20 protein-coding genes are annotated in these 20,257 nt (G+C 72.6%); 11 read left to right on the top strand and 9 right to left on the bottom strand.

The genetic code is table 11. The annotated features are described in order from the left end of the window. Positions 1-130: 130 nt before the first annotated feature. From M8542_RS35160 to M8542_RS35150, 3 genes are all read right to left on the bottom strand, one after another. The gene (locus M8542_RS35160) at positions 131-394 is read right to left on the bottom strand and encodes a hypothetical protein (protein WP_257924633.1); all 264 of its coding nucleotides are present in this window, start codon (positions 392-394) and stop codon (positions 131-133) included. After that, positions 394-2,460 carry an AMP-binding protein gene (locus tag M8542_RS35155; protein ID WP_257924632.1) on the bottom strand — a complete coding sequence of 689 codons (2,067 nt, stop codon included), beginning with the start codon at positions 2,458-2,460 and terminating at the stop codon, positions 394-396. Before M8542_RS35155 ends, M8542_RS35160 begins: the two co-directional genes overlap by 1 nt. A 272-nt stretch (positions 2,461-2,732) precedes the next feature. Beyond that, on the bottom strand, positions 2,733-3,674 hold the full coding sequence (locus M8542_RS35150; protein WP_257924631.1) for a helix-turn-helix transcriptional regulator: 942 nt from the start codon (positions 3,672-3,674) through the stop codon (positions 2,733-2,735). 86 nt (positions 3,675-3,760) lie between these two features. Between M8542_RS35150 and M8542_RS35145 the strand changes: the two genes are divergently transcribed. From M8542_RS35145 to M8542_RS35120, 6 genes are read left to right on the top strand one after another with little or no spacing between them, the layout of a single operon-like run. Beyond that, entirely contained in the window at positions 3,761-4,183 is a 423-nt protein-coding gene (locus tag M8542_RS35145; RefSeq protein ID WP_257924630.1) for a VOC family protein, read from the top strand. 12 nt (positions 4,184-4,195) lie between these two features. Then, positions 4,196-5,044, top strand: coding sequence for a helix-turn-helix domain-containing protein (locus tag M8542_RS35140; protein WP_257924629.1), 849 nt, complete (start codon positions 4,196-4,198; stop codon positions 5,042-5,044). After that, on the top strand, positions 5,037-5,225 hold the full coding sequence (locus tag M8542_RS35135; RefSeq protein ID WP_257924628.1) for a DUF397 domain-containing protein: 189 nt from the start codon (positions 5,037-5,039) through the stop codon (positions 5,223-5,225). Before M8542_RS35140 ends, M8542_RS35135 begins: the two co-directional genes overlap by 8 nt. Positions 5,226-5,274: 49 nt before the next feature. Beyond that, positions 5,275-6,024 (top strand): 3-hydroxybutyrate dehydrogenase, encoded by a 750-nt coding sequence (locus M8542_RS35130; RefSeq protein WP_257924627.1) that lies wholly within the window; start codon positions 5,275-5,277, stop codon positions 6,022-6,024. Positions 6,025-6,050: 26 nt separating this feature from the next. After that, complete coding sequence (locus M8542_RS35125) at positions 6,051-7,379, top strand: MFS transporter (RefSeq protein ID WP_257924626.1); 1,329 nt, start codon at positions 6,051-6,053, stop codon at positions 7,377-7,379. A gap of 1 nt (position 7,380) precedes the next feature. Beyond that, the gene (locus M8542_RS35120) at positions 7,381-9,246 is read left to right on the top strand and encodes a helix-turn-helix domain-containing protein (protein ID WP_257924625.1); all 1,866 of its coding nucleotides are present in this window, start codon (positions 7,381-7,383) and stop codon (positions 9,244-9,246) included. On the opposite strand, the gene M8542_RS35115 is transcribed toward M8542_RS35120, so the two are convergent. Then, positions 9,235-10,383: an MFS transporter gene (locus tag M8542_RS35115; protein ID WP_257924624.1), complete on the bottom strand. Its 1,149-nt coding sequence runs from the start codon at positions 10,381-10,383 to the stop codon at positions 9,235-9,237. The two genes, M8542_RS35120 and M8542_RS35115, sit on opposite strands and share 12 nt — an antisense overlap. Before the next feature lie 30 nt (positions 10,384-10,413). Here M8542_RS35115 and M8542_RS35110 point away from each other — a divergent pair, with 30 nt between their 5' ends. After that, positions 10,414-11,421, top strand: a complete 1,008-nt coding sequence (locus M8542_RS35110; protein ID WP_257924623.1) for a LacI family DNA-binding transcriptional regulator — start codon at positions 10,414-10,416, stop codon at positions 11,419-11,421. Here the strand turns inward: M8542_RS35110 and M8542_RS35105 are convergent. Next, positions 11,411-12,301 carry an NADP-dependent oxidoreductase gene (locus M8542_RS35105; protein WP_257924639.1) on the bottom strand — a complete coding sequence of 297 codons (891 nt, stop codon included), beginning with the start codon at positions 12,299-12,301 and terminating at the stop codon, positions 11,411-11,413. The genes M8542_RS35110 and M8542_RS35105 overlap by 11 nt on opposite strands. Positions 12,302-12,394: 93 nt before the next feature. Between M8542_RS35105 and M8542_RS35100 the strand changes: the two genes are divergently transcribed. Further along, positions 12,395-12,940, top strand: coding sequence for a TetR/AcrR family transcriptional regulator (locus M8542_RS35100; RefSeq protein ID WP_257924622.1), 546 nt, complete (start codon positions 12,395-12,397; stop codon positions 12,938-12,940). Between the two features lie 28 nt (positions 12,941-12,968). Here the strand turns inward: M8542_RS35100 and M8542_RS35095 are convergent, their stop codons facing one another. Continuing rightward, positions 12,969-14,174 (bottom strand): extracellular catalytic domain type 1 short-chain-length polyhydroxyalkanoate depolymerase, encoded by a 1,206-nt coding sequence (locus M8542_RS35095; RefSeq protein ID WP_257924621.1) that lies wholly within the window; start codon positions 14,172-14,174, stop codon positions 12,969-12,971. Between the two features lie 188 nt (positions 14,175-14,362). Here M8542_RS35095 and M8542_RS35090 point away from each other — a divergent pair, with 188 nt between their 5' ends. Further along, entirely contained in the window at positions 14,363-15,691 is a 1,329-nt protein-coding gene (locus tag M8542_RS35090) for a 3-hydroxybutyrate oligomer hydrolase family protein (RefSeq protein WP_257924638.1), read from the top strand. Positions 15,692-15,699: 8 nt separating this feature from the next. Here the strand turns inward: M8542_RS35090 and M8542_RS35085 are convergent, their stop codons facing one another. Further along, the gene (locus tag M8542_RS35085) at positions 15,700-16,110 is read right to left on the bottom strand and encodes a hypothetical protein (RefSeq protein WP_257924620.1); all 411 of its coding nucleotides are present in this window, start codon (positions 16,108-16,110) and stop codon (positions 15,700-15,702) included. A 311-nt stretch (positions 16,111-16,421) separates the two neighbouring features. Here M8542_RS35085 and M8542_RS35080 point away from each other — a divergent pair, with 311 nt between their 5' ends. Beyond that, complete coding sequence (locus M8542_RS35080; RefSeq protein WP_257924619.1) at positions 16,422-17,378, top strand: glycoside hydrolase family 6 protein; 957 nt, start codon at positions 16,422-16,424, stop codon at positions 17,376-17,378. An 83-nt stretch (positions 17,379-17,461) separates the two neighbouring features. Continuing rightward, positions 17,462-18,046, top strand: coding sequence for a dihydrofolate reductase family protein (locus M8542_RS35075; RefSeq protein WP_257924618.1), 585 nt, complete (start codon positions 17,462-17,464; stop codon positions 18,044-18,046). Here the strand turns inward: M8542_RS35075 and M8542_RS35070 are convergent. Beyond that, on the bottom strand, positions 18,024-19,016 hold the full coding sequence (locus M8542_RS35070) for a TolB-like translocation protein (RefSeq protein ID WP_257924617.1): 993 nt from the start codon (positions 19,014-19,016) through the stop codon (positions 18,024-18,026). The two genes, M8542_RS35075 and M8542_RS35070, sit on opposite strands and share 23 nt — an antisense overlap. Next, on the bottom strand, positions 19,013-20,254 hold the full coding sequence (locus tag M8542_RS35065) for an MFS transporter (protein ID WP_257924616.1): 1,242 nt from the start codon (positions 20,252-20,254) through the stop codon (positions 19,013-19,015). The genes M8542_RS35070 and M8542_RS35065 overlap by 4 nt, the downstream gene beginning before the upstream one ends. Positions 20,255-20,257: the final 3 nt, after the last annotated feature.

The raw sequence follows: 20,257 nt of genomic DNA, 5'->3' as shown, positions 1-20,257 counted from the left end.
CCCGCTGGCGAGCCCTCCGCCACGTCAGCCTCTGCCCCCACCGCATCGGCGCGATCGTGCAAGCGGCCCTGGTCCTCACCCAGTTTGAGCACCAGGGCCGCTACTGAGAAAACCTCATTGGGGCGCTGCGTCAGCCGGTGGGCTGATCCAGCTCGGCGAGCCCGGACTCCCACCGCGCACGCCGTTGCGCGGACGTCTGCTCCCACCACGGTTCGCCGCGTTCGCCCAACGCCACCTTCGCCGTCTGCGTGCGCCCGCGGTCTTGCACGCGCCTGGCCGCCATCAGGTGCTTCTGCAGGCGGTCACGGACGTCGTCGGGGATCTCGGGATCCGTTGCACGCCAACGGCGGCCGTCCACGATGATGTACCGGCCGTCGGGCGTGTGCTCGGGCATCAGTACTCGCTGGTCGCCGGCCAGGTGTCGTCGTGCAGGAGACGCTTGAGGATCTTGCCCGTCGCGTTGCGGGGCAGGTCCGGCACGAAGTACACGTCCCGCGGCACGGCGAACCGCGCCAGCCGCTGGTGGATGTAGGCGCGGATGTCCTCGGCGTGCAGCGAAGCGCCGCGCCGCGGGACGACGTAGGCCGCCAGCCGCTGGCCCCACTCCGCGTCCGCCACGCCGACCACCGCCGCGTCGTGCACGCCGGGCAGCGCCACCAGCGCCTCCTCGACCGGACGCGGGAAGACGTTCTCCCCACCGGAAACGATCATCTCGTCGGCGCGGCCGGTGACGAACAGCCGGCCCGCCGCGTCGAGGTAGCCCACGTCGCCGGTGGCCATCAGGTCCGCCGCGCGCGCCGGGTCCGTGCCGTTCGTGTAGCCGTCGAACAGCATGTCGTTGGCGACGAAGATCTGACCCTCACCGCCGGGGGAGACGGGTTTGCGCTCCTCGTCGAGGATCGCCACCCGAGTCCCGAGCGGGCAACGGCCGGCCGTGGTCGGCGCCGCGCGCAGGTCGGCCGGGGCGGCGATGCTCGCCCACGACACCTCGGTCGAGCCGTAGAAGTTGTAGAGGACGTCGCCGAAGGTGTCCATGAACTGCGTGACGAACGCCCCGGACATCGCCGAACCGCTGCTCGCGACGATCCGCAGCGACGAAAGGTCGTAGCGCGCCCGGACCCGCTCGGGCAGATCCATGATGCGCTGCAGCATGATCGGCACCGCGAACAACGCGTCGCACTTCTGCTCGGCGATCGCCCGCAACGTCTCCTCGGCGTCGAACTTGCGGATCAGCGCGAGCGACGCGCGCAGCGCCATGCCGATCTGCATCGCCGCGAGGCCCCAGCTGTGGAACAGCGGCGCCGCCACCAGGATCCGGTCGCCGGAGCGCAGCGGGATGCGGTCGAGGATCGCCGCGGCCGAGCCCAGGCCCTTGGGCGTGGGCCGGCGCGCGCCCTTCGGCGTCCCGGAGGTCCCGGACGTCAGCACGACCACGCGGCCCGGCCGGTCGACCGGCTTCGGCGGGTCGGCCGGCGCGGCGTGGATCAGCTCGTCGACGGTCGGGTAGCCGGTTTCGGCGTCCGGCCAGGTGCTGATCCGGGCGAACTCGCCAGGGACGTTCGCGATGGTCTGCGCGAACTCGTCGTCGGCCAGCACCGCGGCCGGCTGGTGCTCGGCGAGGACGTCCTTGACCGAGGCCGCGGACAGGCCGGTGTTGAGCAGGATCAGGTCGGCGCCGAGCTTGCTGGCCGCGACGAACGACTCGACCATCGCGGCGTGGTTGCGGCACATCAGCGCGATCCGGTCGCGTTCGCCGACGCCGAGCTCGCTCAGCCCGTTCGCGAGCCGGTCGCTGCGCTCCTGGACCTGGCGGAACGTGCGGAGGTTGCGCTCGTCGTGCAGCGCGGGTTCGTCGGGGACGCGCGCGGCGGCGGCCTGGTAGCCGCCCGCGATCGTGGCGCCCCACTGCGCGAGGGAGTTCAGCTGGCGGGCCAGCTTGTCCGGGCGGCCGGCGCTCAGCACACCCGCGCGCAGCAGGACACTCGTCGTGCGCAGCTTGGTGGCCTTGTTGCCGTCGCGGTCGGCTTCGGGGTCGGACTGCCCGGCCAGGTGCAGGTCGAGGCGCCGGGCGACGGCGCGGATGTCCTTCTTGATCGACGACACCAGATCCAGGTGCGCCGGCGGCAGCATCATCCGGACGAACAGCTCGGTCCGCCCGCCGGCCAGCGGTCTCAGCTCGAGGGAGACCCACGTGCCGTCGTCCGGGACACCGCACCACACCACGTGTTCGCCCGGCCGGAACACGACGGCCTGGACCTGGGACTCCAGCATCGGCCCGCGCTCGGGCACGATCCGGACGAAGCCCTTCGGCCCGCGGCCGCGCGCGGGCGGCTCCTGGATCTCGCACCAGCTTATTTCGGGCACGAACCGCGAATACCACTCCGGCGATCCGACGATCTGCCACACCACGTCCGGCGTGTGCCCGACCACCGCACTCGCCTCGACCACATCGTCACGCATCGTCTGCCCTCGCCGAGGTGTACCGAACACACGTTCAGGTCACGGAGACGTCACATTAGCAGCAAACGGGTGATCACGGATACTCCGAACGGCCAGATACCGGAGAGTAACGGACACTCGCAGTAGGTCTTCCTAGTGTCCACTGTGGAGTGATTAACAGCGTTCACCGAGCATAACGGCAGTCCGGTCTCCGCGCCGGATGGGTGAGCCCGGTCAAGAACGGCGGGAACTCCGTTGAACACGCGTTGAAGAGGCAGGCGCACTCGAATGGGTCATTCCGGACTTTGGTGGCTATAACGGGTGACGAGCTCCGCGCCCAGCCGTGCCAGCTCGGCCCGTACGGAAGCTGGCCCTTCCACGTCGACGAGCGCGCCCCACCCGGCGAGCTCCTGCGCGATCATGAGCGGCGCCGGTGCGGCCACCCGCGCGCGGACGCGGTCGTCCGGCAGCTCGGCGACGAGTTCGCAGTGCCGGCCGAACCGGTCGCGCAGCACGCCGTAGTGCCGGCGCTCGAGCACGACGTCCGCGGCGAGCAGTGAACGGCGCTTCTCCATCTCTTCGACGACTTCTTCCCACACCGAGGCCAGTTCCAGGTCCGACGGCCGGTCCGCGGCGGCTTCCATCGCGGCCGCGGCGCTGATCCGGTCGACGCGGAACGTCCGGCGGCCCTTGTCCGTGCCGGCGACGAGGTACCAGACATCGTCCTTGTCGACCAGGCCCCACGGGTCGGCCAGCCGTTCGCGCCCCGCGTACGTGAGGCGCACGCGCCGGCGGGCGATGACGGCGTCGCGGAGCAGTTCGACCATCGGCGGCCGGGACTTCGGACGCTCGCCCCAGCCCGCCTGGTCGACGACCACCGCACTGGCGGCGGCCTCGGCGTCCGCGCGGAAGGTGCCCGGCAGGGCGCCCATCAGCTTGCGCAGCGCGGACTTGACCTCGGGAGCGGCGGCCGCGGCCGGTCCGGCCAGGAGGAAGAGGGCCTGGGCTTCGCGCGCGCTCAGGCCGGAAAGGTCGGTGCGGGCGCCGCCGACGAGCTGCCAGCCACCGCCGCGGCCCGGCTGCGGGTAGACCGGCACCCCGGCTGTCGAGAGGGCTTCGAGGTCGCGGCGGGCCGTCGCGACGGAGACCTCCAGCTCGGCGGCCAGCTCACCGGCCGTGACGCGGCCGCGGGTCTGCATCAGCAGGAGGGTGGCCACGAGACGGTCGGCGCGCATGGGGCAAGTGTGGCAAACAAAGTGCGCACTCGATGAGCACTTTGACTCCGCATGATGGCGCCAGACCCAGTCGAGAGGAGCAGGACATGCTGCGAGGAATGGCCACGGTTTCGTACTTCGCCGACGACCACGAGGCCGCGAAGGCCTGGTACACGGAGTTCCTGGGGATCGAGCCGTACTTCTGCCGCCCGGGGTACGCGGAGTTCCGGATCGGCGACCACCAGCACGAACTGGGGATCGTCGACGGCAAGTACGGCCCGGCCGAGCGCGGCGGCGCAATCCTCTATTGGCACGTCGACGACCTGGCGGCGACCGTCGCGCGGCTGGTGGAGCTGGGGGCCGTGGAGCACGAGCCGATCATCGAACGCGGACCGGGCTTCGTGACGGCGTCGGTGCTCGACCCGTTCGGCAACATCCTCGGCGTCATGACCAACGTGCACTACGTGGAGATGTCGCGGATCCGCGACAGCGGCGAGCGCGCGGACGCCGGAACTGTCGGACCCCGGTGACAGAATGCGCTCATGGCGACACCCTTCGCGACACCCCGGGCGAGAGCGCTCGGCTTCGGGCTGCGCAAGTGCCGGGAGGAGCGGGAGCTCGGCGTGCGCGAGCTGGCGCGGGTCATTGGGGTGCACGCGCAGGAGGTGTCCAGCTGGGAGTACGCGAAGCGGGTGCCGCGGGTCGAGCAGGTGGCGCTCGTGATGGGGGCGCTGGTCGTCGAGCCGGGGGAGCGGGCGAGGTTGCTGGAGCTGGCGCGCACGGCGGCCGAGCCCAGCTGGCTGGAGAAGGTGATGCCGGGACGCAAGAACTTCACGTACGTGCAGTACGAGCGCGAGGCACGCGAGTTGTTCGGCTGGGAGCCGGTGCTGGTTCCCGGTCTGCTCCAGACGCCGGCCTACACGCGAGTGGTGCTGACCGGTCTTGGTGTGCCCGGCGAGATGATTGAGCGGCAGGCGGTGAGCCGGCAGGCGCGGCGAGGCCTGCTCACCGGACCGCACCCGATCCCGTTCGCGGCGATCGTGGGCGAGGCGGTCTTGCGGCCGGGTTTCGTCGAGCCCGCGCCCATGGCGGAGCAGCTCCGGCTCCTGCTCGAGCTGTCGCGGCGGCCGAACATCTCGCTGCGGGTGCTCCGCGGCAGCCCGGTCTGCCATCCGGGACTGTGCGGACCGTTCGTGATCCTCGACTTCGAGCAGCTGCCGCCCATCGTGTTCGTGGAGCAATACCGGGCGAGTGCCTACCTCTACGCTGACGATCAGGTCGCCGACTACCGGGCGGCTGCCGGAACTTTGGCGGCGCTGGCCCTCAGTGAACACGACAGCCGCGTGCTCATCGGGGAGGTGATCGCCGACCTCGGAGGCTCGGATGGGTGAGTGGCGGACTTCCCGCTATTCAGGCAAAGACAACTGCGTGGAGGTGGCGCTCGGACCTGTGTCCCGGATTCGGGACACCAAGGACCGGGCCGGCGGCACCCTCGAAATCTCCACCCGATCGTGGGTCTCCCTCCTAACCTCCCTGTGTAGCCCGTCACCACCGGATCTTCGCAAGCTGTAGCTCTCGCGCACATAGCCCGCGACGGGCGTCACGCTTACCGTTCCCGTCCATGACCAGCGATCTGGACGGGCGCACCGCCCTCGTCACCGGCGGGGCCGGCGGTATCGGCCTGGCCTGCGTCCGCGCACTCGCCGCGGCCGGGGCCAAGGTGCACGTCGTCGACCTCGACGGCGAGCGGGCCGAAGCCGCCGCCACCGAGGTCGGGGGCTGGGCGCACACTGCCGACCTCGCCGACCCCGCCACCATCGACCGCCTGCCTACCGAGGTCGACGTCCTGGTCAACAACGCCGGGATCCAGCACGTCGCGCCGATCCAGGACTTCCCGCCCGGCGACTTCGCGCGCATCCAGGCGCTGATGGTCACCGCGCCCTTCCTGCTCATCCGGCACACCTTGCCGTCGATGTACGCCAAGGGCTGGGGGCGGATCGTGAACATGTCGAGCGTCCACGGGCTGCGCGCGTCGCCCTACAAGGCCGCCTACGTCGCCGCCAAGCACGGCCTCGAAGGCCTCTCCAAGGTCGCCGCCCTCGAAGGCGCCGAGCACGGGGTCACCAGCAACTGCGTGAACCCCGGCTACGTCCGGACCCCGTTGGTGGACAACCAGATCGACGCGCAGGCCGCCGAGCACGACATCCCGCGCGAGGACGTCGTCTCGAAAGTCCTCCTCAAGCGTGCCGCGATCAAGAAGCTCATCGAAGCCGACGACGTCGCTTCCCTGGTGACGTGGCTGTGCTCGCCGCACGCCGGCCACGTCACCGGGGCGTCCATCCCGCTCGACGGTGGCTGGACAGCCGCCTGAAAACCCACAAGGAAGTGGAGCCCCCAGTGAGCCAACCCCAGCGGTCGGCGATCGCCAAGATCGTCGGCGCGAGCCTGATCGGCACCACCATCGAGTGGTACGACTTCTTCCTCTACACCTCGGCCGCCGCCCTCGTGTTCAACAAGCTGTTCTTCCCGACGGCGAGCCCGCTGACCGGCACGCTGCTGGCGTTCCTGACCTACGCCGTCGGGTTCCTCGCCCGCCCGATCGGCGGCCTGGTCTTCGGCCACTACGGCGACCGGCTCGGCCGCAAGAAACTGCTGGTCGTCAGCCTGGTCATGATGGGCGGCTCGACCTGCCTGATGGGCGTCCTGCCGACGTTCGCGAGCGCCGGCGTCGCGGCGCCGATCCTGCTCACGCTGCTCCGGCTCGTCCAAGGCTTCGCGCTGGGCGGCGAGTGGGGTGGCGCGGTCCTGATCGTCTCCGAGCACGGTGACGACCGCCGCCGCGGCTTCTGGGCGAGCTGGCCGCAGTGCGGCGCGCCCGGCGGCAACCTGCTGGCCACCGCGGTGCTGGCGATCCTGTCGGCCACGCAGTCCGACGCGACGTTCATGTCGTGGGGCTGGCGGGTGCCGTTCCTGCTCTCGGGTGTGCTGCTGCTGATCGGGCTGTGGATCCGGCTCGCCGTCTCCGAGTCGCCGGTGTTCCTCGCCGCCCAGGAGCAGGCGGCCGCGCACACCGAGAAGCACGTGCCGGTCGTGGAGGTCTTCCGCGACAGCTGGCGCCAGGTGCTGATCACGATCGGCGCGCGGATGGCCGAGAACGTCTCGTACTACGTGATCACCGCGTTCATCCTGGTGTACGTCACGACCGGGCTGCACCTGCCGAAGGGCGTCGGCCTGAGCGCCGTCCTCATCGGCTCGGCCGTGCACTTCGTGACGATCCCGCTGTGGGGCGCGCTGTCGGACCGCGTCGGACGCCGTCCGGTGTACCTGTTCGGCGCGATCGGGATGGCCCTGTGGGGCTTCGCGTTCTTCGCGCTGCTGGACACGAAGTCGACGGCGGTGATCGTGCTGGCCGCGACCGTCGGGCTGCTGCTGCACGGCGCGATGTACGGCCCGCAGGCCGCCTTCTTCGCCGAGCAGTTCCCGACCCGGGTGCGCTACACCGGGCTTTCGGTCGGCGGGCAGCTGTCCTCGATCGCCGCCGGGGCCGTCGCGCCGCTGATCGCCGTCGCGTTGTTCTCGGCCTGGGGCAGCACCGTCCCGGTGTCGCTGTACGTCGCGGCGATGTGCGTGCTCACGGTGATCGCGCTGCTGGCGGCCCGCGAGACGCGCGGCGAGTCGCTGCACGACGACGACGTCCAGGCGGAGACGGCGGCCGTTTCGCCCTAACATGACGGCCGTGACCGCACCCACGGACGCGCTGCGCCGGCTGCTCGACCTGCTCGCCTCCGGGGCGAGCAGCGAGCAGCTGGCGCACGTCGTCGTGACCGCGCGGGCCGAGGGCGCGCTCGGCGCCGCCGACCTCGCCGAGCTGGCCGGCGCGGGCGAGCTGGCCCTGCGGATCCGCGAGACCCTGGAAGAGCACCGGCGGCGCGAAGCCCAGCTCGGCGCGTTGTTCGACACCGCGAGCGAGCTCGCCGCACTGTCCGATCCGGACACCGTGTTGCGCTCGATCGTCCGGCGGGCGCGGGCGTTGCTGAACGTCGACGTCTCGTACCTGTCGCTGAACGACGAGGCCGAGAACAAGACCTACGTCCGGGTCAGCGACGGTTCGGTGTCGGCGGAGTTCCAGCAGATCGTGCTGGGCATGGGCGAGGGGCTCGGCGGGCTGGTGGCGCAGACCGCGCGGCCGTACGCGACGGCCGACTACTTCCACGACGACCGGTTCAAGCACACCCGCCACATCGACTCCGGCGTCCAGGACGAGGGCCTGACCGCGATCCTCGGCGTCCCGCTGGCCATCGGCCCGAAGGTGCTCGGCGTCCTGTTCGCGTCGGACCGCGGCACGCGGGACTTCTCGGCGGACGAGGTGGCGCTGCTGTCGTCGCTCGCCGACCACGCGGCGATCGCCCTCGACAGTGCGAACCTGCTCGACCAGACCCGCCGCGCCGTCGCGGAGCTCAACGAGGCCAACGCGACGATCCGCGCGCACACCGAGTCGATGGAACGCGCCCAGGACGCGCACGACCGGCTGACCGACCTGGTGCTGCGCGGGGGCGACCTGCCCGATGTCGCGGCCGCGGTCGCCGGGGTGCTGCACGGCGACCTCACGGTGTACGACGCCGACGGCACGCTCCTGGCGAGCTCGGCGCACCCGACACGACTGGACCCGGCGGCCCTCGCGGTGGCCCGCGGCGGCCGCGCAGTGTCCACTATGGACAGCTGGGTGTGCGCGGTGCAGGCCGGTCCGGAGCTGCTGGGCAGCCTGGTGCTGGCCGGCCGCGACGGCCTCACCGACCCCGACCGGCGGCTGTTCGAACGCGCCGGCGTCGTGACGGCGTTGCTGCTGATGCTGCGGCGCTCGGTGGTGCGCGCGGAAGACGAGGTGCGCGGCGAGCTGCTGACCGACCTGCTTTCGGCGCCCGACCGCAACCCGCGCGCGTTGCTGGCCCGCGGCCGCCGGCTGGGGATCGACCTGTCGGCGCCGCACGCGGTGCTGGTCGCCCACGCGGACGGCGCGTCGCGGCGGCGCGTGGCGGGCGCGGCCGCCCGGCACGCGACGCTGGTCGGGGTGCACGCGGAGGAAGTCGTGCTGCTGGGCACGGGCGACCCGGACGAGCTGGCCCGGCGGGTGGCCGCCGACCTCGGTTCGGCGACGGGCCGTCCGGTCACGGTGGGCGCGGCCGGCCCGGCGAGCGGCCCGTCGGCGATCGCCGCGGCCCACGGGGAAGCGGCACGGTGCGTGCGGGCGTTGCTGGCGCTCGGGCGCACTGGCGAAGGCGCGGCGATGGCGGGACTCGGCTTCCTCGGCCAGCTGCTCGGCGACCACGCGGACCTGGACGCGTTCGTCCGGCAGACGCTGGGACCGGTGCTGGACTACGACGCGCGCCGCGGCACGGAACTGGTGGCGACGCTGCGGGCGTACTTCGGCTGCGGGGCACAGCTGGCGCGGACGAAGGACGTGCTGCACGTCCACGTCAACACGGTGGTGCAGCGGCTGGAGCGGGTGGCGTCGCTGCTGGGGGAGGACTGGCAGGCGCCGGACCGGGCGCTGGAGATCCAGCTGGCGCTGCGGGTGCACCGGTTAGGCGGGTGAGGCGAACGCCTTCGCGCGCCACACCACGAGCGCCGACGTCAGGCCGCCGGCCGTCGCGATGAGCACCGCCACCGGGAGCAGGCCCGCGTCCAGGCTCCAGCCGCCCAGCGCCGCGCCCAGTGCGATGCCGACCTGGAACGCCACGATGTACACTGCCGACGCCAGGTCCGGCCGGTCCTTCGCCACCCGGAGCACCGCCGCCTGCAGCACCACTCCGATCCCCGCCGCCGGACCCGCCCACACCACGATCGCCGTCCCCGCGACGAGCGGGCTCGGGGACACCAGCAGCGCGAGCATGCACACCGCCAGGCCGGCCGTCGTGACCAGCGCCGTCGGGCGCGGGTGGTGGTCGATGTGCCGGCCGATCAGCACCAGCCCGAGCAGGCCCGCCGTGCCGTGGGCGAACAGCACCGCCGAGGTCGCCGGGCCCGTCACGTGGACGTATCGCGTGATCAGCGCCGTGATGTAGGTGAACGCGGCGAAGTGCCCGGTCACGACGAGCAGCGTCGTCACGTTGACCGGGAGCAACGCGCGGTCGGCGACGATCCTCGGCCCGCGAGCCGGCGCATGAGCGGGCATCGGGGCGACGGTCACGCGGATGACCAGCGCCGTCACCGCCGCGGCGGCCGCCACCGCCAGGACCGCGAGCCGCCAGCCGAGGGTCGTGCCGAGCCACGAGCTCACCGAGAGCCCGAACAGGAAAGCCAGGGAGTTCCCGGCGAACACGACCGCCGTCGCGCGGCCGCCCCGGCCGGGGCCGAGCAGCCGCGCGGCCATCGACGCGACGACCGACCAGAACACGCCGTGCCCGACCGCCGCGACCACCCGCGCGACCACCGCGACGCCGTAGTTCGGCGCGACGGCGAGCACGACGTTGGACACCACGATCAGCGCGATCGTGACGAGCGCCGTCGTGCGGCGGTCCCAGCGGCCCGTCACCGTCACCAGCGGCACCACCGAGACCGCCACGACCAGTGCGTAGCCGGTCATCAGCAAGCCGATGGCCGACTCCGGCGCGTCGAGCCCGGACGCGAGCTGCGGCAGCAGCGCCACGGGCAGGTTTTCCGAGGTCACGGACACGAAGCAGGCCGCGCTGAGCGCTCCCAGCGCGAGCCTGGTGCGGGGCTCGACGAGCATTGTTTAACGATACACAGCTAGGGTGGGCGGATGTCCAGGCCCACGATGGCCGACGTCGCCCGTCGTTGCGGGGTCTCGGCGATGACCGTGTCGTACTGCTACAACCAGCCCGACCGCGTCGCGCCCGAGACCCGGCGCCGGGTCCGCGAGGTGGCCGCCGAGCTGGGCTACCGCGGGCCGGACCCGACCGCGCGGTCCCTGCGGCGGCGGCACAACGGCGCGATCGGCGTCGTGCTCGGCGAACACCTCGCGTACGCCTTCGAAGACCCGCCGGCCCGCCGCTTCCTGGCCGGCGTCGCCCAGGTCTGCCGCGAGCGCGGGAGCGGGCTGAACCTCATCCCGACCACCGGCGCCGACGACGACGTCGAGCGCGTGCGGTCGGCGTCGGTCGACGGCTACATCGTGTGGACGACCGTCGACACGGACCCGGTGCTCGATGTCGTGCGTGGGCTCGGGAAGCCGGTCGCGATCCAGGGCGGGCCGGCCGTGGACGGCGCCCGGGTGGTCAGCATCGACAACCGGGCGTCGGCGCGGGAACTGGCCGCCCGCACGTTCGCCGGCTCCGCCCGGCCGGCCGTGCTGAGCTTCCCGTTCGACCGCGACCGCCGGCCACGGCTCGAAACCCGGCCCGCGCCGGAGGAGGTGGCGTTCCCGGTCACGCGGGCGCGGCTGCTCGGGATCTACGACCACCTCGGCCCGAGCGAGGTCCTGGTGGCCGTGGCGGCGCGCAACGACCGCTCGGAAGCCGCGGAGATCGTGGACGCGTTGCTCGACACCGGGCCGGACGCGGTGATGGCGATGAGCGACCAGCTCGCGTTCGCGGTGCTGGACGCCGCGCGCCGTCGTGGGCTGCGGGTGCCGGAGGATGTCGCGGTCAGCGGCTGGGACGACGGGCCGGCCGCCGAACGCGCCGGGCTCACGACTGTGGCGCAGTCGCTGTTCGACCAGGGCCGGGACTGCGCGCTGATCGCGCTGGGGGATCGGGGTCCGGTTCGGGTGGCGGAGTGGAAGGCGACGGTGCGGGCGACTACTCGCTGAGCGCCACGACGATCTTTCCCCGCCGCGGCCCGCTTTCGGCTGCCCTGTGCGCGGCGGCAGCGTCCGTGAACACCGCCTCCACCGGCACGCGGAACCGGCCCGCGGTGAAGAGATCGGCCGCGGCCGCGAGCCCGTGCCGCCCGTCCGGCTCCCCGCCCAGCTCGCCGACCGACACACGGACTCCGTGCGCCGGGCCGTTGAAGTCTGCGAGTGTCACCACCGCCGACGGCCTCCCCGTCACCTCGATCAGCGCCGGCAGCGAGCCCTTCCCCGCGACGTCGAGCGCCGCGTCGACCGGGCCCACGCGGGACAGGAACCCCGTACCGTACGGAACCGGTGTCGCGCCGAGGCTTTCGACGAACTCCTGGTTCCCCGGCGCGGCCGTCCCGATGACCCGGGCGCCGCGTGCGAGCGCCAGGCCGACGGCAAGGCTGCCGACCCCGCCGGACGCGCCGTCGACCAGCACCGTCATGCCCTCGCGGACGTCGAGCAGGTCGAGTGCGCGGGTCGCCGTCTCGATCCCGGACGCCGCCGCGCCCGCCTGCGCCCACGGCATGGCCGGCGGTTTCGCGGCCCAGAAGGCGAGCACGGCGAACTCCGCGGTCGCCCCGCCGAGCCGGGCGACGTCCACCGCGCCGAAGATCTCGTCGCCGACCGCCGCACCAGGACCGGCTTCGTCCACGACCCCCGCGGCGTCGACGCCGGGGATGTGCGGCAGGGAGATCCGCGACTTCCCGGCACGGATCGCCAGGTCCACCGGCGAAACCCCGGCCGTCCGCACGCGGATCCGGACCTGGCCGGGGCTGGCGTGCGGCTCCGGGAGCTCGCCGCGGGCAAGGACTTCGGGCGGGCCGAACCGTTCGAACCGGACTGCGAACACGCTCACTCCAGGGAAGCTCCGACGACCTGAGGACGCTTACGCTAGGAGTGATCACCGGCGAGGAGCGGGGAAGTGAGAGCCATGCTCGGTGAAGTGACTCGGAACCGGCGCGCCGACGCCGAACGCAACCGGCGGCACCTCGTCGCGGTGGCGCACCAGGCGTTCGCCCGGCACGGCACGGACCTGCCGGTGCGGGAGATCGCCCGGCGCGCGGGCCTGGCGCCCGCGACGGTGCACCGGCACTTCCCGTCCCGTGAAGACCTCGTCGACGCCGTGTTCGCCCGGCGGGCCGAGGCCTGCGGACAGCAGCTGGCGGCCGCACTCGACGACCCGGACAGCCGGCGCGCGCTGTCCCGGACGTTCCACCGCTTCGGCGAGTGGCAGGTGGGCGAAGGACCGCTCACCGACGCGATGCTGGCGCGTCCGGCCTACGCCGCCCTGCGCCGCGAACACACCGACGCGTTCACGCGGCTGGTCGAGCGGGCCGGCGCCGACGGCGTCCTGAAGCCGGGGATCTCGGTCGAAGACGTGCGGATCGCGCTCATGGCGTTGACGTCGGTGCGTGCGCTGCCGCGTGGTGAAGCGCCGGTGGCGGTGCGCCGGCTGACCGCGGTGTTGCTGGCCGGGCTGGTGAACTGAGGAGGTGCGGCCCGGCCGGCACCACGCTTCAGCACTGCCCGTCGGCGAGCACCCAGTAACCGGGTGACGTCTCGCGCAGCGCGTGGCTCGTGAACGTGTTCCACAGGCCCATCGCCTGGTTGGAGCCGTTCGCGTAGGTCTGCCCGCCGCTCTGGTGCGCGCGGCCGGCCTGGGTGTGGGCGTAGTTGCTGGCGTTCACGCACGTGCCCGGCGGCTGGGTGGTGGTGGTCGTGGGCGGCGCCGTCGTCGTGGTGGTCGGCGTGGTCCCGGATCCCTTGTCCAGCCCCCAGAACACGCCCGTGTAGTAGCTGGAGCAGATGCCCGCGAGGAAGTACGCGCCGGTGCTGCCGCACTGCGTCGCGCCGGTACCCGGGTCGACCGCCGTGCCGTGCCCCATGCCGGCGATCGAGTACAGCTGGACCTTGTCGCCGTAGTTCGTCAACGTGGTGCTGCCCGGCAGGGACTGCGTGCTCGTCGGCGTCTGCGAGACGCCGTGCACCGCGGTCCACTGGTCCCGCAGCTCGGTGCCGTTGACCGGGTAGACCGTGTAGTCGCCGGTGCCCTGCCAGATCGCGACGCGCGGCCACGGCCCGCCGTAGCCGGGGAACTGGGCCTTGGCCTTCGACGCCCACTGCGCCGGGGTGAGGTTCTGGTTGTTCTGCTGGCAGTTCGTCGCCTCGGTGACGCTCGTGGCGCACTGCGCGGGCAGCCCGGCGTCGATGCCACCGCCGGCGAAGACGTCGGGGTAGGCGGCCAGGAGGTCCGCGGTCATCCCGCCACCGGCCGAGAGGCCCGTGATGAACACCCGCGAGCGATCCGAGCCGTGGTCGCCGATGGCCTTGTCCACCATGGACTTGACCGACGCGGCTTCGCCGTTGCCGCGGGTGTCGTCGGCGGTGGAGAACCAGTTGAAGCACTTCAGCGAGTTGTTCGCGGTCGACTGCTGGGGGAACACCACCTCGAACCGCCACTTGTCGGCCAGCGCCGGCCAGCCGGAGTGCGTGTAGTAGTCACTGGCGCTCTGGGTGCAGCCGTGCAGCGCGACGACCACCGGCCGGCCGGACTCGAGCCCGGACGGCGTGTAGGTGTACATCGCGAGGGCGCCGGGGTTGGCGCCGAAGTTCGAGACCTGGACCAGGGACGCCGCGGGCGGGTCGGCGGCCGAGGCCATCCCGGCGGTGGTGAGCGCGGCGGCGGTGATCGCGGCGAGTCCGGCGAAGGCGAGCTTGCGCATGGGGAGTCCTTCTCGTCGTTGAGAGGGTTTCCAGCGACGCTAGGTCGCCCGCCTGGTTCGGACCATGTGGCCGCTCACCACATCAGGGCGGCGATTCATGGTGGCCGCCGGGATGGCTGCCGCGGGACGCACGCGCTTGGGTTCTATTCTATCGAGACCGGAGGTGAACCGTGCGCAGATGGCTGGTTGTGGTTCTGGCGGGCGCGCTCGCGACAGCGGTGCCCGCGTCGGCGTCGGCTTCGGCCGGGCGGTGCCGGGCCGACGTGCCCGGGGCGGAGCGTCAGGTCGCCGTGTGCCTGGACGACCTGACGACGACCGGCACGCGCGCGTCCGGGCACACCGTCGAGGCCGACTGGGCGGGCCTGACCTCGGCCGGGCTGCCCACCTACGGCCGGGTGCCCGGCGTGCAGGTCGACGGCTACTTCCCGGACACGTCGACGGCGAACACGAACAACGGCTGGAACCACGACTCGCAGTTCGTGCTCCGGTTGCCCGCGCGCTGGAACGGCGGCCTGGTCGTCGCCGGCTCGCCGGGCGTGCGGCGGCAGTACGCGAACGACCGCGCGATCGGCGACCAGGCGCTGGCCGAAGGTTATGCGTTCGCCGCGACGGACAAGGGCAACACCGGCGCGGCGTTCTTCGACGACGGCGGCCGGCCGGGTGACGCGCTCGCGGAATGGAACACGCGCGTCACGCAGCTGACGGTGGCCGCGCGCGGCGCGGTGGCGCGGCACTACGGCCGGCCGCCGGCGCGGACGCTGGCCGCCGGGCTGTCCAACGGCGGCTACCTCGTGCGGTGGCAGCTGGAGAACCGGCCGTGGCTCTACGACGGGGGAGTCGACTGGGAGGGGACGCTGTGGCGTGCCGATGGGCCGAACTTGTTCACGTTCCTGCCACCGGCCCTGCGGAACTACCCGGCCTACGCGGCGGGTTCCGCGGCGGCACGCCAGTCCATTTTGGACGCCGGGTTCGCCCCGGGGTCGGAGTTCCTGTGGGACTACCACTATCGCGTGTACTGGGACCTGACCCAGCGGATCTACCGCGAAGAGGTCGACCCGGCCTTTGACGGCTCGCTCTCGGCGGGGGTCCCGTTCTGCGCCTCGGGAACGCCGTCCTGCGACGCGGACTACGCGTACTCGTCCCGGCCGGCCTCGGTGGCGCGGGCGGTGGAGCGGATCTCGCTGACCGGCCGGATCGGCAAGCCGCTGCTGACCCTGCACGGCACGCTCGACACGCTGCTGCCGATCACCCGCGACTCCGACGTCTACGACCGGATGATCAGCGCCGCGGGGCGTGGCTCGCTGCACCGGTACTACCGGATCGTGGACGGCAACCACGTCGACGGGCTCGTCGACCAGTATCCGGACCGCCTGCGCCCGCTGGGTCCGTGCTTCCGGACGGCGTTCGACGCCCTCGCCGGCTGGACGCGCGGGGTGCGTCCGCCGGCTTCGGGGACGATCGCGCGCCCGGCTGGGGCGACACCCGCGGAGCTGGCGAGGTCCTGCTCGCTCGGCTGAGGCGCGGGTCAGTCCATCCGGCGCAGGCCGTCGAGGATGCGGCGCATCAGCTCCGTGTCCGGGGCCGCGAACGCCAGCCTCGGCACGAGAACGCGACCCGACGGCGGGCGCGCCGGTGGCACCGTGCGCGGCACCCGCCACGGCAGCCGGTCCGGGGAGGAGTTCCGGTCCGGCTGCTCCGGGATCGGGAGCGTCGGGAGCGCGATCGTGCCCGCCTCGGCCAGCCTTCGCGCGGCCTGCTCGAAACGGAGGCGGGCCTGGATGCCGGCGACCGTCCAGTCCGGCTCCGGGTCCACCTCCGGCACGGCCGGGGCCGCGCGGGGGCGTCGTTCGAGCGCGATCGCCCACGCCGCGGCGGCGACCGCCGGCAGCAGCAGGCCCGCGACGATGGCGAGGCCGGGCAGGTCCGCGGCGGCCATCAGGTGGCCCCGTCGGCGGATAGCAGCATGGCTTTCACTTCCGGACTTGCGGTTCTTCCGAAGCATGGCCGACACCTGGGTATTCGACGTGAACGAATGTTTCGCGGACCCCGGAACCCCATCATGAACGACGGGCAACACTCCCGCAAGCGGCCGAACGACGGTCGCCCGTCCGGACGTTGAACCGCAGGTCAGGAGCCGTTTTCGGGTAAGACTGACGAGCCCCTCACCCAGTAGTACGGGCACCCGTGGCATCCGGTTCACTTTTGTTCTTGTACGTCTCGTGTACGCCGTCGCGGCAAACTCGCCGAATGCGCATTTCGCCCTGGCTCGTGGCCGCCGCGCTGGCGCTCACCGGCCTCGCCCCCGCGTCCCCGGCCCTCGCCGCGGACGGCAACCCCCTGGAGAAGACGAACGGCTTCTACGTCGACCCGGGCTCGAACCCGGCGACGTGGGTCCGTGACCACCCGGACGACAGCCTGGCCGGCCCGATCCGGACGTCGATCGCGACCAAGCCCGGCGCCCGCTGGTTCGGGAACTGGAGCGGCGACATCCGCGCCGCCGTCGACCAGTACACCTACGCCGCCGACATCGCCGACAAGCTGCCCGTCCTGGTCGCCTACAACATCCCCGGCCGCGACTGCGGTGGCGAGTCGACCGGCGGGGCGGGCAGCCCGCAGGCCTACCGCGACTGGATCTCCGCGTTCGCCGACGGCATCGGCGGCAAGCCGGCCGTCGTCGTCATCGAGCCGGACGCGCTCGCGCAGCTCGACTGCCTGACCGGGACCGCCCGCCAGGACCGGATCGACCTGCTGAAGTACGCCGCGACCCAGTTCGCCCAGAAGGCACCCAACACCTGGGCCTATCTGGACGGCGGCAACGCCACCTGGATCTCGGCGCCCGTGATGGCTTCGCGGCTGAAGTCGGTGGGTGTGCAGTCCATCCACGGCTTCGTGCTCAACGTGTCGAACTTCTACACCACCGCCGAGTCGACGACCTACGGCAAGGCCGTCGGCTCCGCGCTGGGCTACGCGGCGCCGTTCGTGGTCGACACCAGCCGCAACGGCAAGGGCCACGGCACCGACTCCGACTGGTGCAACCCGCCGAAGCGCAAGCTCGGCGCGACGTCCCAGCTCGGCGGCGGGCCGGAGATGCAGCTGTGGATCAAGGTCCCCGGCGACTCCGACGGCAGCTGCGGCTACGGCACGGGCATCCCGGCCGGCACGTTCAGCCCGGTGCTCGCGAAGCATCTGATCGACGGGGACTGAAGGCCGCTGTCGATCCGGGGGCCCGTCGTTCGTGTAGGCGGCGACGGGCCACCCGGACGGCCCGCGGAGCGGAAGGACACCCCATGCGTTCGATCGGCGTCACCATGAGCGTCACCCTCGACGGCGTCGTGCAGGGCCTCGGCCGGCCCGACGAAGACACGCGCGGCGGCTTCACCCACGGCGGCTGGGGCACCGGCTATTCCGACGACGTCATGGCCCGGGAGATGGCCAAGGGCATGAGCCGCGCCGGCGACATGCTCTTCGGGCGGCGGACCTGGGAGGACTTCATCGGCGCGTGGGCGCACCGCGACGACGGCAACCCCTTCACCACGCACATGAACGCCGCCACGAAGTACGTCGCCTCGACCGCCCTCGACGACGCCGACGCGTGGCAGAACTCGGTGCTCCTGCGCGGCGACGCCGAGAAGACGGTCGGCGAGCTGCTGGCGCGGCCGGGCAAGGACCTGTCGGTAATCGGCAGCGCCTCGCTCGTGCGCTCCCTGCACGCCGCCGGCCTGGTCGACCACTACACGCTGCTGATCCACCCGCTGACCCTCGGCACGGGCCGGCGCCTGTTCGAAGGACCGGCGCCGCTGACCGAGTTCACGCTCACCAGCAGCGTCCCGACCACGACGGGCGTGCTCATCACCCGGTACGAGCGTCGCTGAGCGCGGCGGGCGACTCGGCCTCCGGGATCAGCAGCCGGGCCGCGCCCGAGCCGTCGGCCGGGACCGCCCAGACGTCCGAGTGGCCCGGCCCGCGGGGCATGCCGTAGCCGATCGTGTGGTCGTCGAGCCAGGCCGGCTGGTCGTCGACGCTGCGGGTCTCGGCCAGCGGCGTCACCTTCGCGGCCGCCAGGTCGAGCACCGAAAGCCGCCAGCCCTTCGCCGGGTCACCGTCCACAGCGGACTTGAACGCCACCCGCGTCTGGTCCGGGGAGAGGGAAGGGCACTCGACGTTCTCGCGCAGCGCGGCGATCGTGTGCGCGGCGAAGTCGCCCGCGACGAGGTAGCGGTGGCCGGCCGTCGACATCGTCGCGTAGAAGTGGCGGTCGTCGCGGGCGAACGTGACGCCCCAGAAGTTGAGGTCGGCCGCCTGGTACGGCTTGCCGTCGAGGGTCACCGCGTAGTCCTCGAGGGTGCCGGCCAGGTCGCCGGTCGCCGTGTCGAGGATGCCGGCGCGGGTGGAGAACATCCCGCCGTTGTAGGAGTCCCCGGTGACGAACACCGTCCAGGCGAGCATCCGGCCGCTCGCCGACACCCGTGCCCGGTTCGGCAGCCCGACCAGCGGGATCTCCCGCTTCGACGTCAGCTGCGCGTCGAGCACCACCAGCTGGTAGGTGGTCAGGTCGCCGTCCGGGCGCAGGCAGAGCCCGGCGCCGCCGGCGGCGTAGACGCGGGAGCAGGCCAGCGGCGACACCGTCCGCGGGCCGGCGGGGTCGGTGGTGGACACCGTGGCGACGTGCCCGCGGTCGGCGTCGGCGGTGCTGCGGAACAGCAGCCGCGGCCCGGGGGACAGGCTGACCACGCCGGTCGCGGTGACGTCGTGGCCGCGCGCGCTGGCGAGACCGACGTACGCGACGGCCGCCCCGGCCAGCACGAGCACGCCGGCGACGGCGACGAGAATCCGGGTCTTCACGCGACCTTCCTGGGGGAGAGCACGGTGAACGTCACGGCGATCGCGACCACTGCCGCACCGGCGGCGACGCCGATCGCGAGCTCCGCGCCGAAGAACTGCCAGGCCAGTCCGAAGAGGACGGACGAGGCGAAGTACGCCAGCGCTTGCGCCGTCTGCACCAGGGAAATCCCCGTGGTGCGCAACGACTCCGGCAGCAGCGGGCCGGCGAGCGCCATCAGCACGCCGTCGGTCGCCGCGTAGAACGCGCCGTACAACGCCAACGCCAGGACGAACAGCGGCCAGCCGGACACCGGCCCGGCCAGCAGCAGGTAGACGAGCGCCAGCGCGCCGTAGCCGCCGAGCACCACCGGCAGCCGGCCGACGCGGTCGGCGAGCGCGCCCAGCGGCGCGGCGAGCAGCAGGTAGCTGAGGTTGGTGCCGACCGCCAGCAGCGGGAACCAGCCGGTGGCGATGTCCTCCTTGTGCTGCAGCAGCAGGTAGACGAACCCGTCGCCGACCGTGGCCAGCCCGAGCACGCTCGCGGCCACGAGCAGGCGGCGCACACCGGCGCCGCGCAGCAGGCTGGCCGCGGCCCGGGGCGAGACCGGGTTCGCCGCGGGTTTCGGCGTCCGGTGGTCGCGGACGAACAACACCAGCAGCAGCACCGCGATCGCGGCAACGCAGAAGCTGACGACGAACACCGCGTCGAACGCCTCGGGGTTCGTCGCGCCGACCGCGGCCAGCACGGCGAGCGCGACCAGCGGGCCGGCGAAGGCCCCCACGCTGTCCATCGCGCGGTGCACCCCGAATGCCCGCCCGAGCAGCGGTTCCGGCGTCGACAGGGTGATCAGCGCGTCCCGCGGCGCCGTCCGCAGGCCCTTGCCGGCACGGTCGAGGGTGATCACCGCGCCGATCGCGGCCGCCGAAGACCCGGCCGCGAGCAGGCCGAGCTTCATCACCGCGGACAGCGCGTACCCCGCGCCGGCCACGACCTTGCGGCGGCGGACCCGGTCGGCGACGTACCCGCCGGCGACCCGCAGCAACGCCGTCGCACCGGTGTAGAGGCCGTCGACCAGGCCGTAGGCGGCCGGGCTCAGGTGCAGGCCGAGCACCAGGTACACCGGCAGGATCGCGGTGACCATCTCCGAGGAGACGTCGGTGACCAGGCTGACGGCGCCGAGCGCGAAAACGTTCGCGCCGACCGCCGAGAGCTTGCCTTTCGCGGTGTGCTCCCGGCGGCCGATGGTGGCGAGGTACACGCG

Source organism: Amycolatopsis iheyensis (assembly GCF_024703995.1).
GTDB lineage: Bacteria > Actinomycetota > Actinomycetes > Mycobacteriales > Pseudonocardiaceae > Amycolatopsis > Amycolatopsis iheyensis.
Note: the sequence above shows the minus strand (reverse complement) of the source record. Positions and strands in the feature narration are given on the sequence as shown.

Excerpts from the sequence above, each read along its gene's own strand:
- M8542_RS35145 (WP_257924630.1), top strand. The coding sequence starts at position 3,761 with ATGCTGCGAGGAATGGCCACGGTTTCGTACTTCGCCGACGACCACGAG.
- M8542_RS35110 (WP_257924623.1), top strand. The coding sequence starts at position 10,414 with ATGTCCAGGCCCACGATGGCCGACGTCGCCCGTCGTTGCGGGGTCTCG.
- M8542_RS35115 (WP_257924624.1), bottom strand. The coding sequence starts at position 10,383 with ATGCTCGTCGAGCCCCGCACCAGGCTCGCGCTGGGAGCGCTCAGCGCG.
- M8542_RS35085 (WP_257924620.1), bottom strand. The coding sequence starts at position 16,110 with ATGGCCGCCGCGGACCTGCCCGGCCTCGCCATCGTCGCGGGCCTGCTG.
- M8542_RS35135 (WP_257924628.1), top strand. The coding sequence starts at position 5,037 with ATGGGTGAGTGGCGGACTTCCCGCTATTCAGGCAAAGACAACTGCGTG.
- M8542_RS35140 (WP_257924629.1), top strand. The coding sequence starts at position 4,196 with ATGGCGACACCCTTCGCGACACCCCGGGCGAGAGCGCTCGGCTTCGGG.
- M8542_RS35150 (WP_257924631.1), bottom strand. The coding sequence starts at position 3,674 with ATGCGCGCCGACCGTCTCGTGGCCACCCTCCTGCTGATGCAGACCCGC.
- M8542_RS35155 (WP_257924632.1), bottom strand. The coding sequence starts at position 2,460 with ATGCGTGACGATGTGGTCGAGGCGAGTGCGGTGGTCGGGCACACGCCG.
- M8542_RS35130 (WP_257924627.1), top strand. The coding sequence starts at position 5,275 with ATGACCAGCGATCTGGACGGGCGCACCGCCCTCGTCACCGGCGGGGCC.
- M8542_RS35075 (WP_257924618.1), top strand. The coding sequence starts at position 17,462 with ATGCGTTCGATCGGCGTCACCATGAGCGTCACCCTCGACGGCGTCGTG.
- M8542_RS35080 (WP_257924619.1), top strand. The coding sequence starts at position 16,422 with ATGCGCATTTCGCCCTGGCTCGTGGCCGCCGCGCTGGCGCTCACCGGC.
- M8542_RS35160 (WP_257924633.1), bottom strand. The coding sequence starts at position 394 with ATGCCCGAGCACACGCCCGACGGCCGGTACATCATCGTGGACGGCCGC.
- M8542_RS35095 (WP_257924621.1), bottom strand. The coding sequence starts at position 14,174 with ATGCGCAAGCTCGCCTTCGCCGGACTCGCCGCGATCACCGCCGCCGCG.
- M8542_RS35120 (WP_257924625.1), top strand. The coding sequence starts at position 7,381 with ATGACGGCCGTGACCGCACCCACGGACGCGCTGCGCCGGCTGCTCGAC.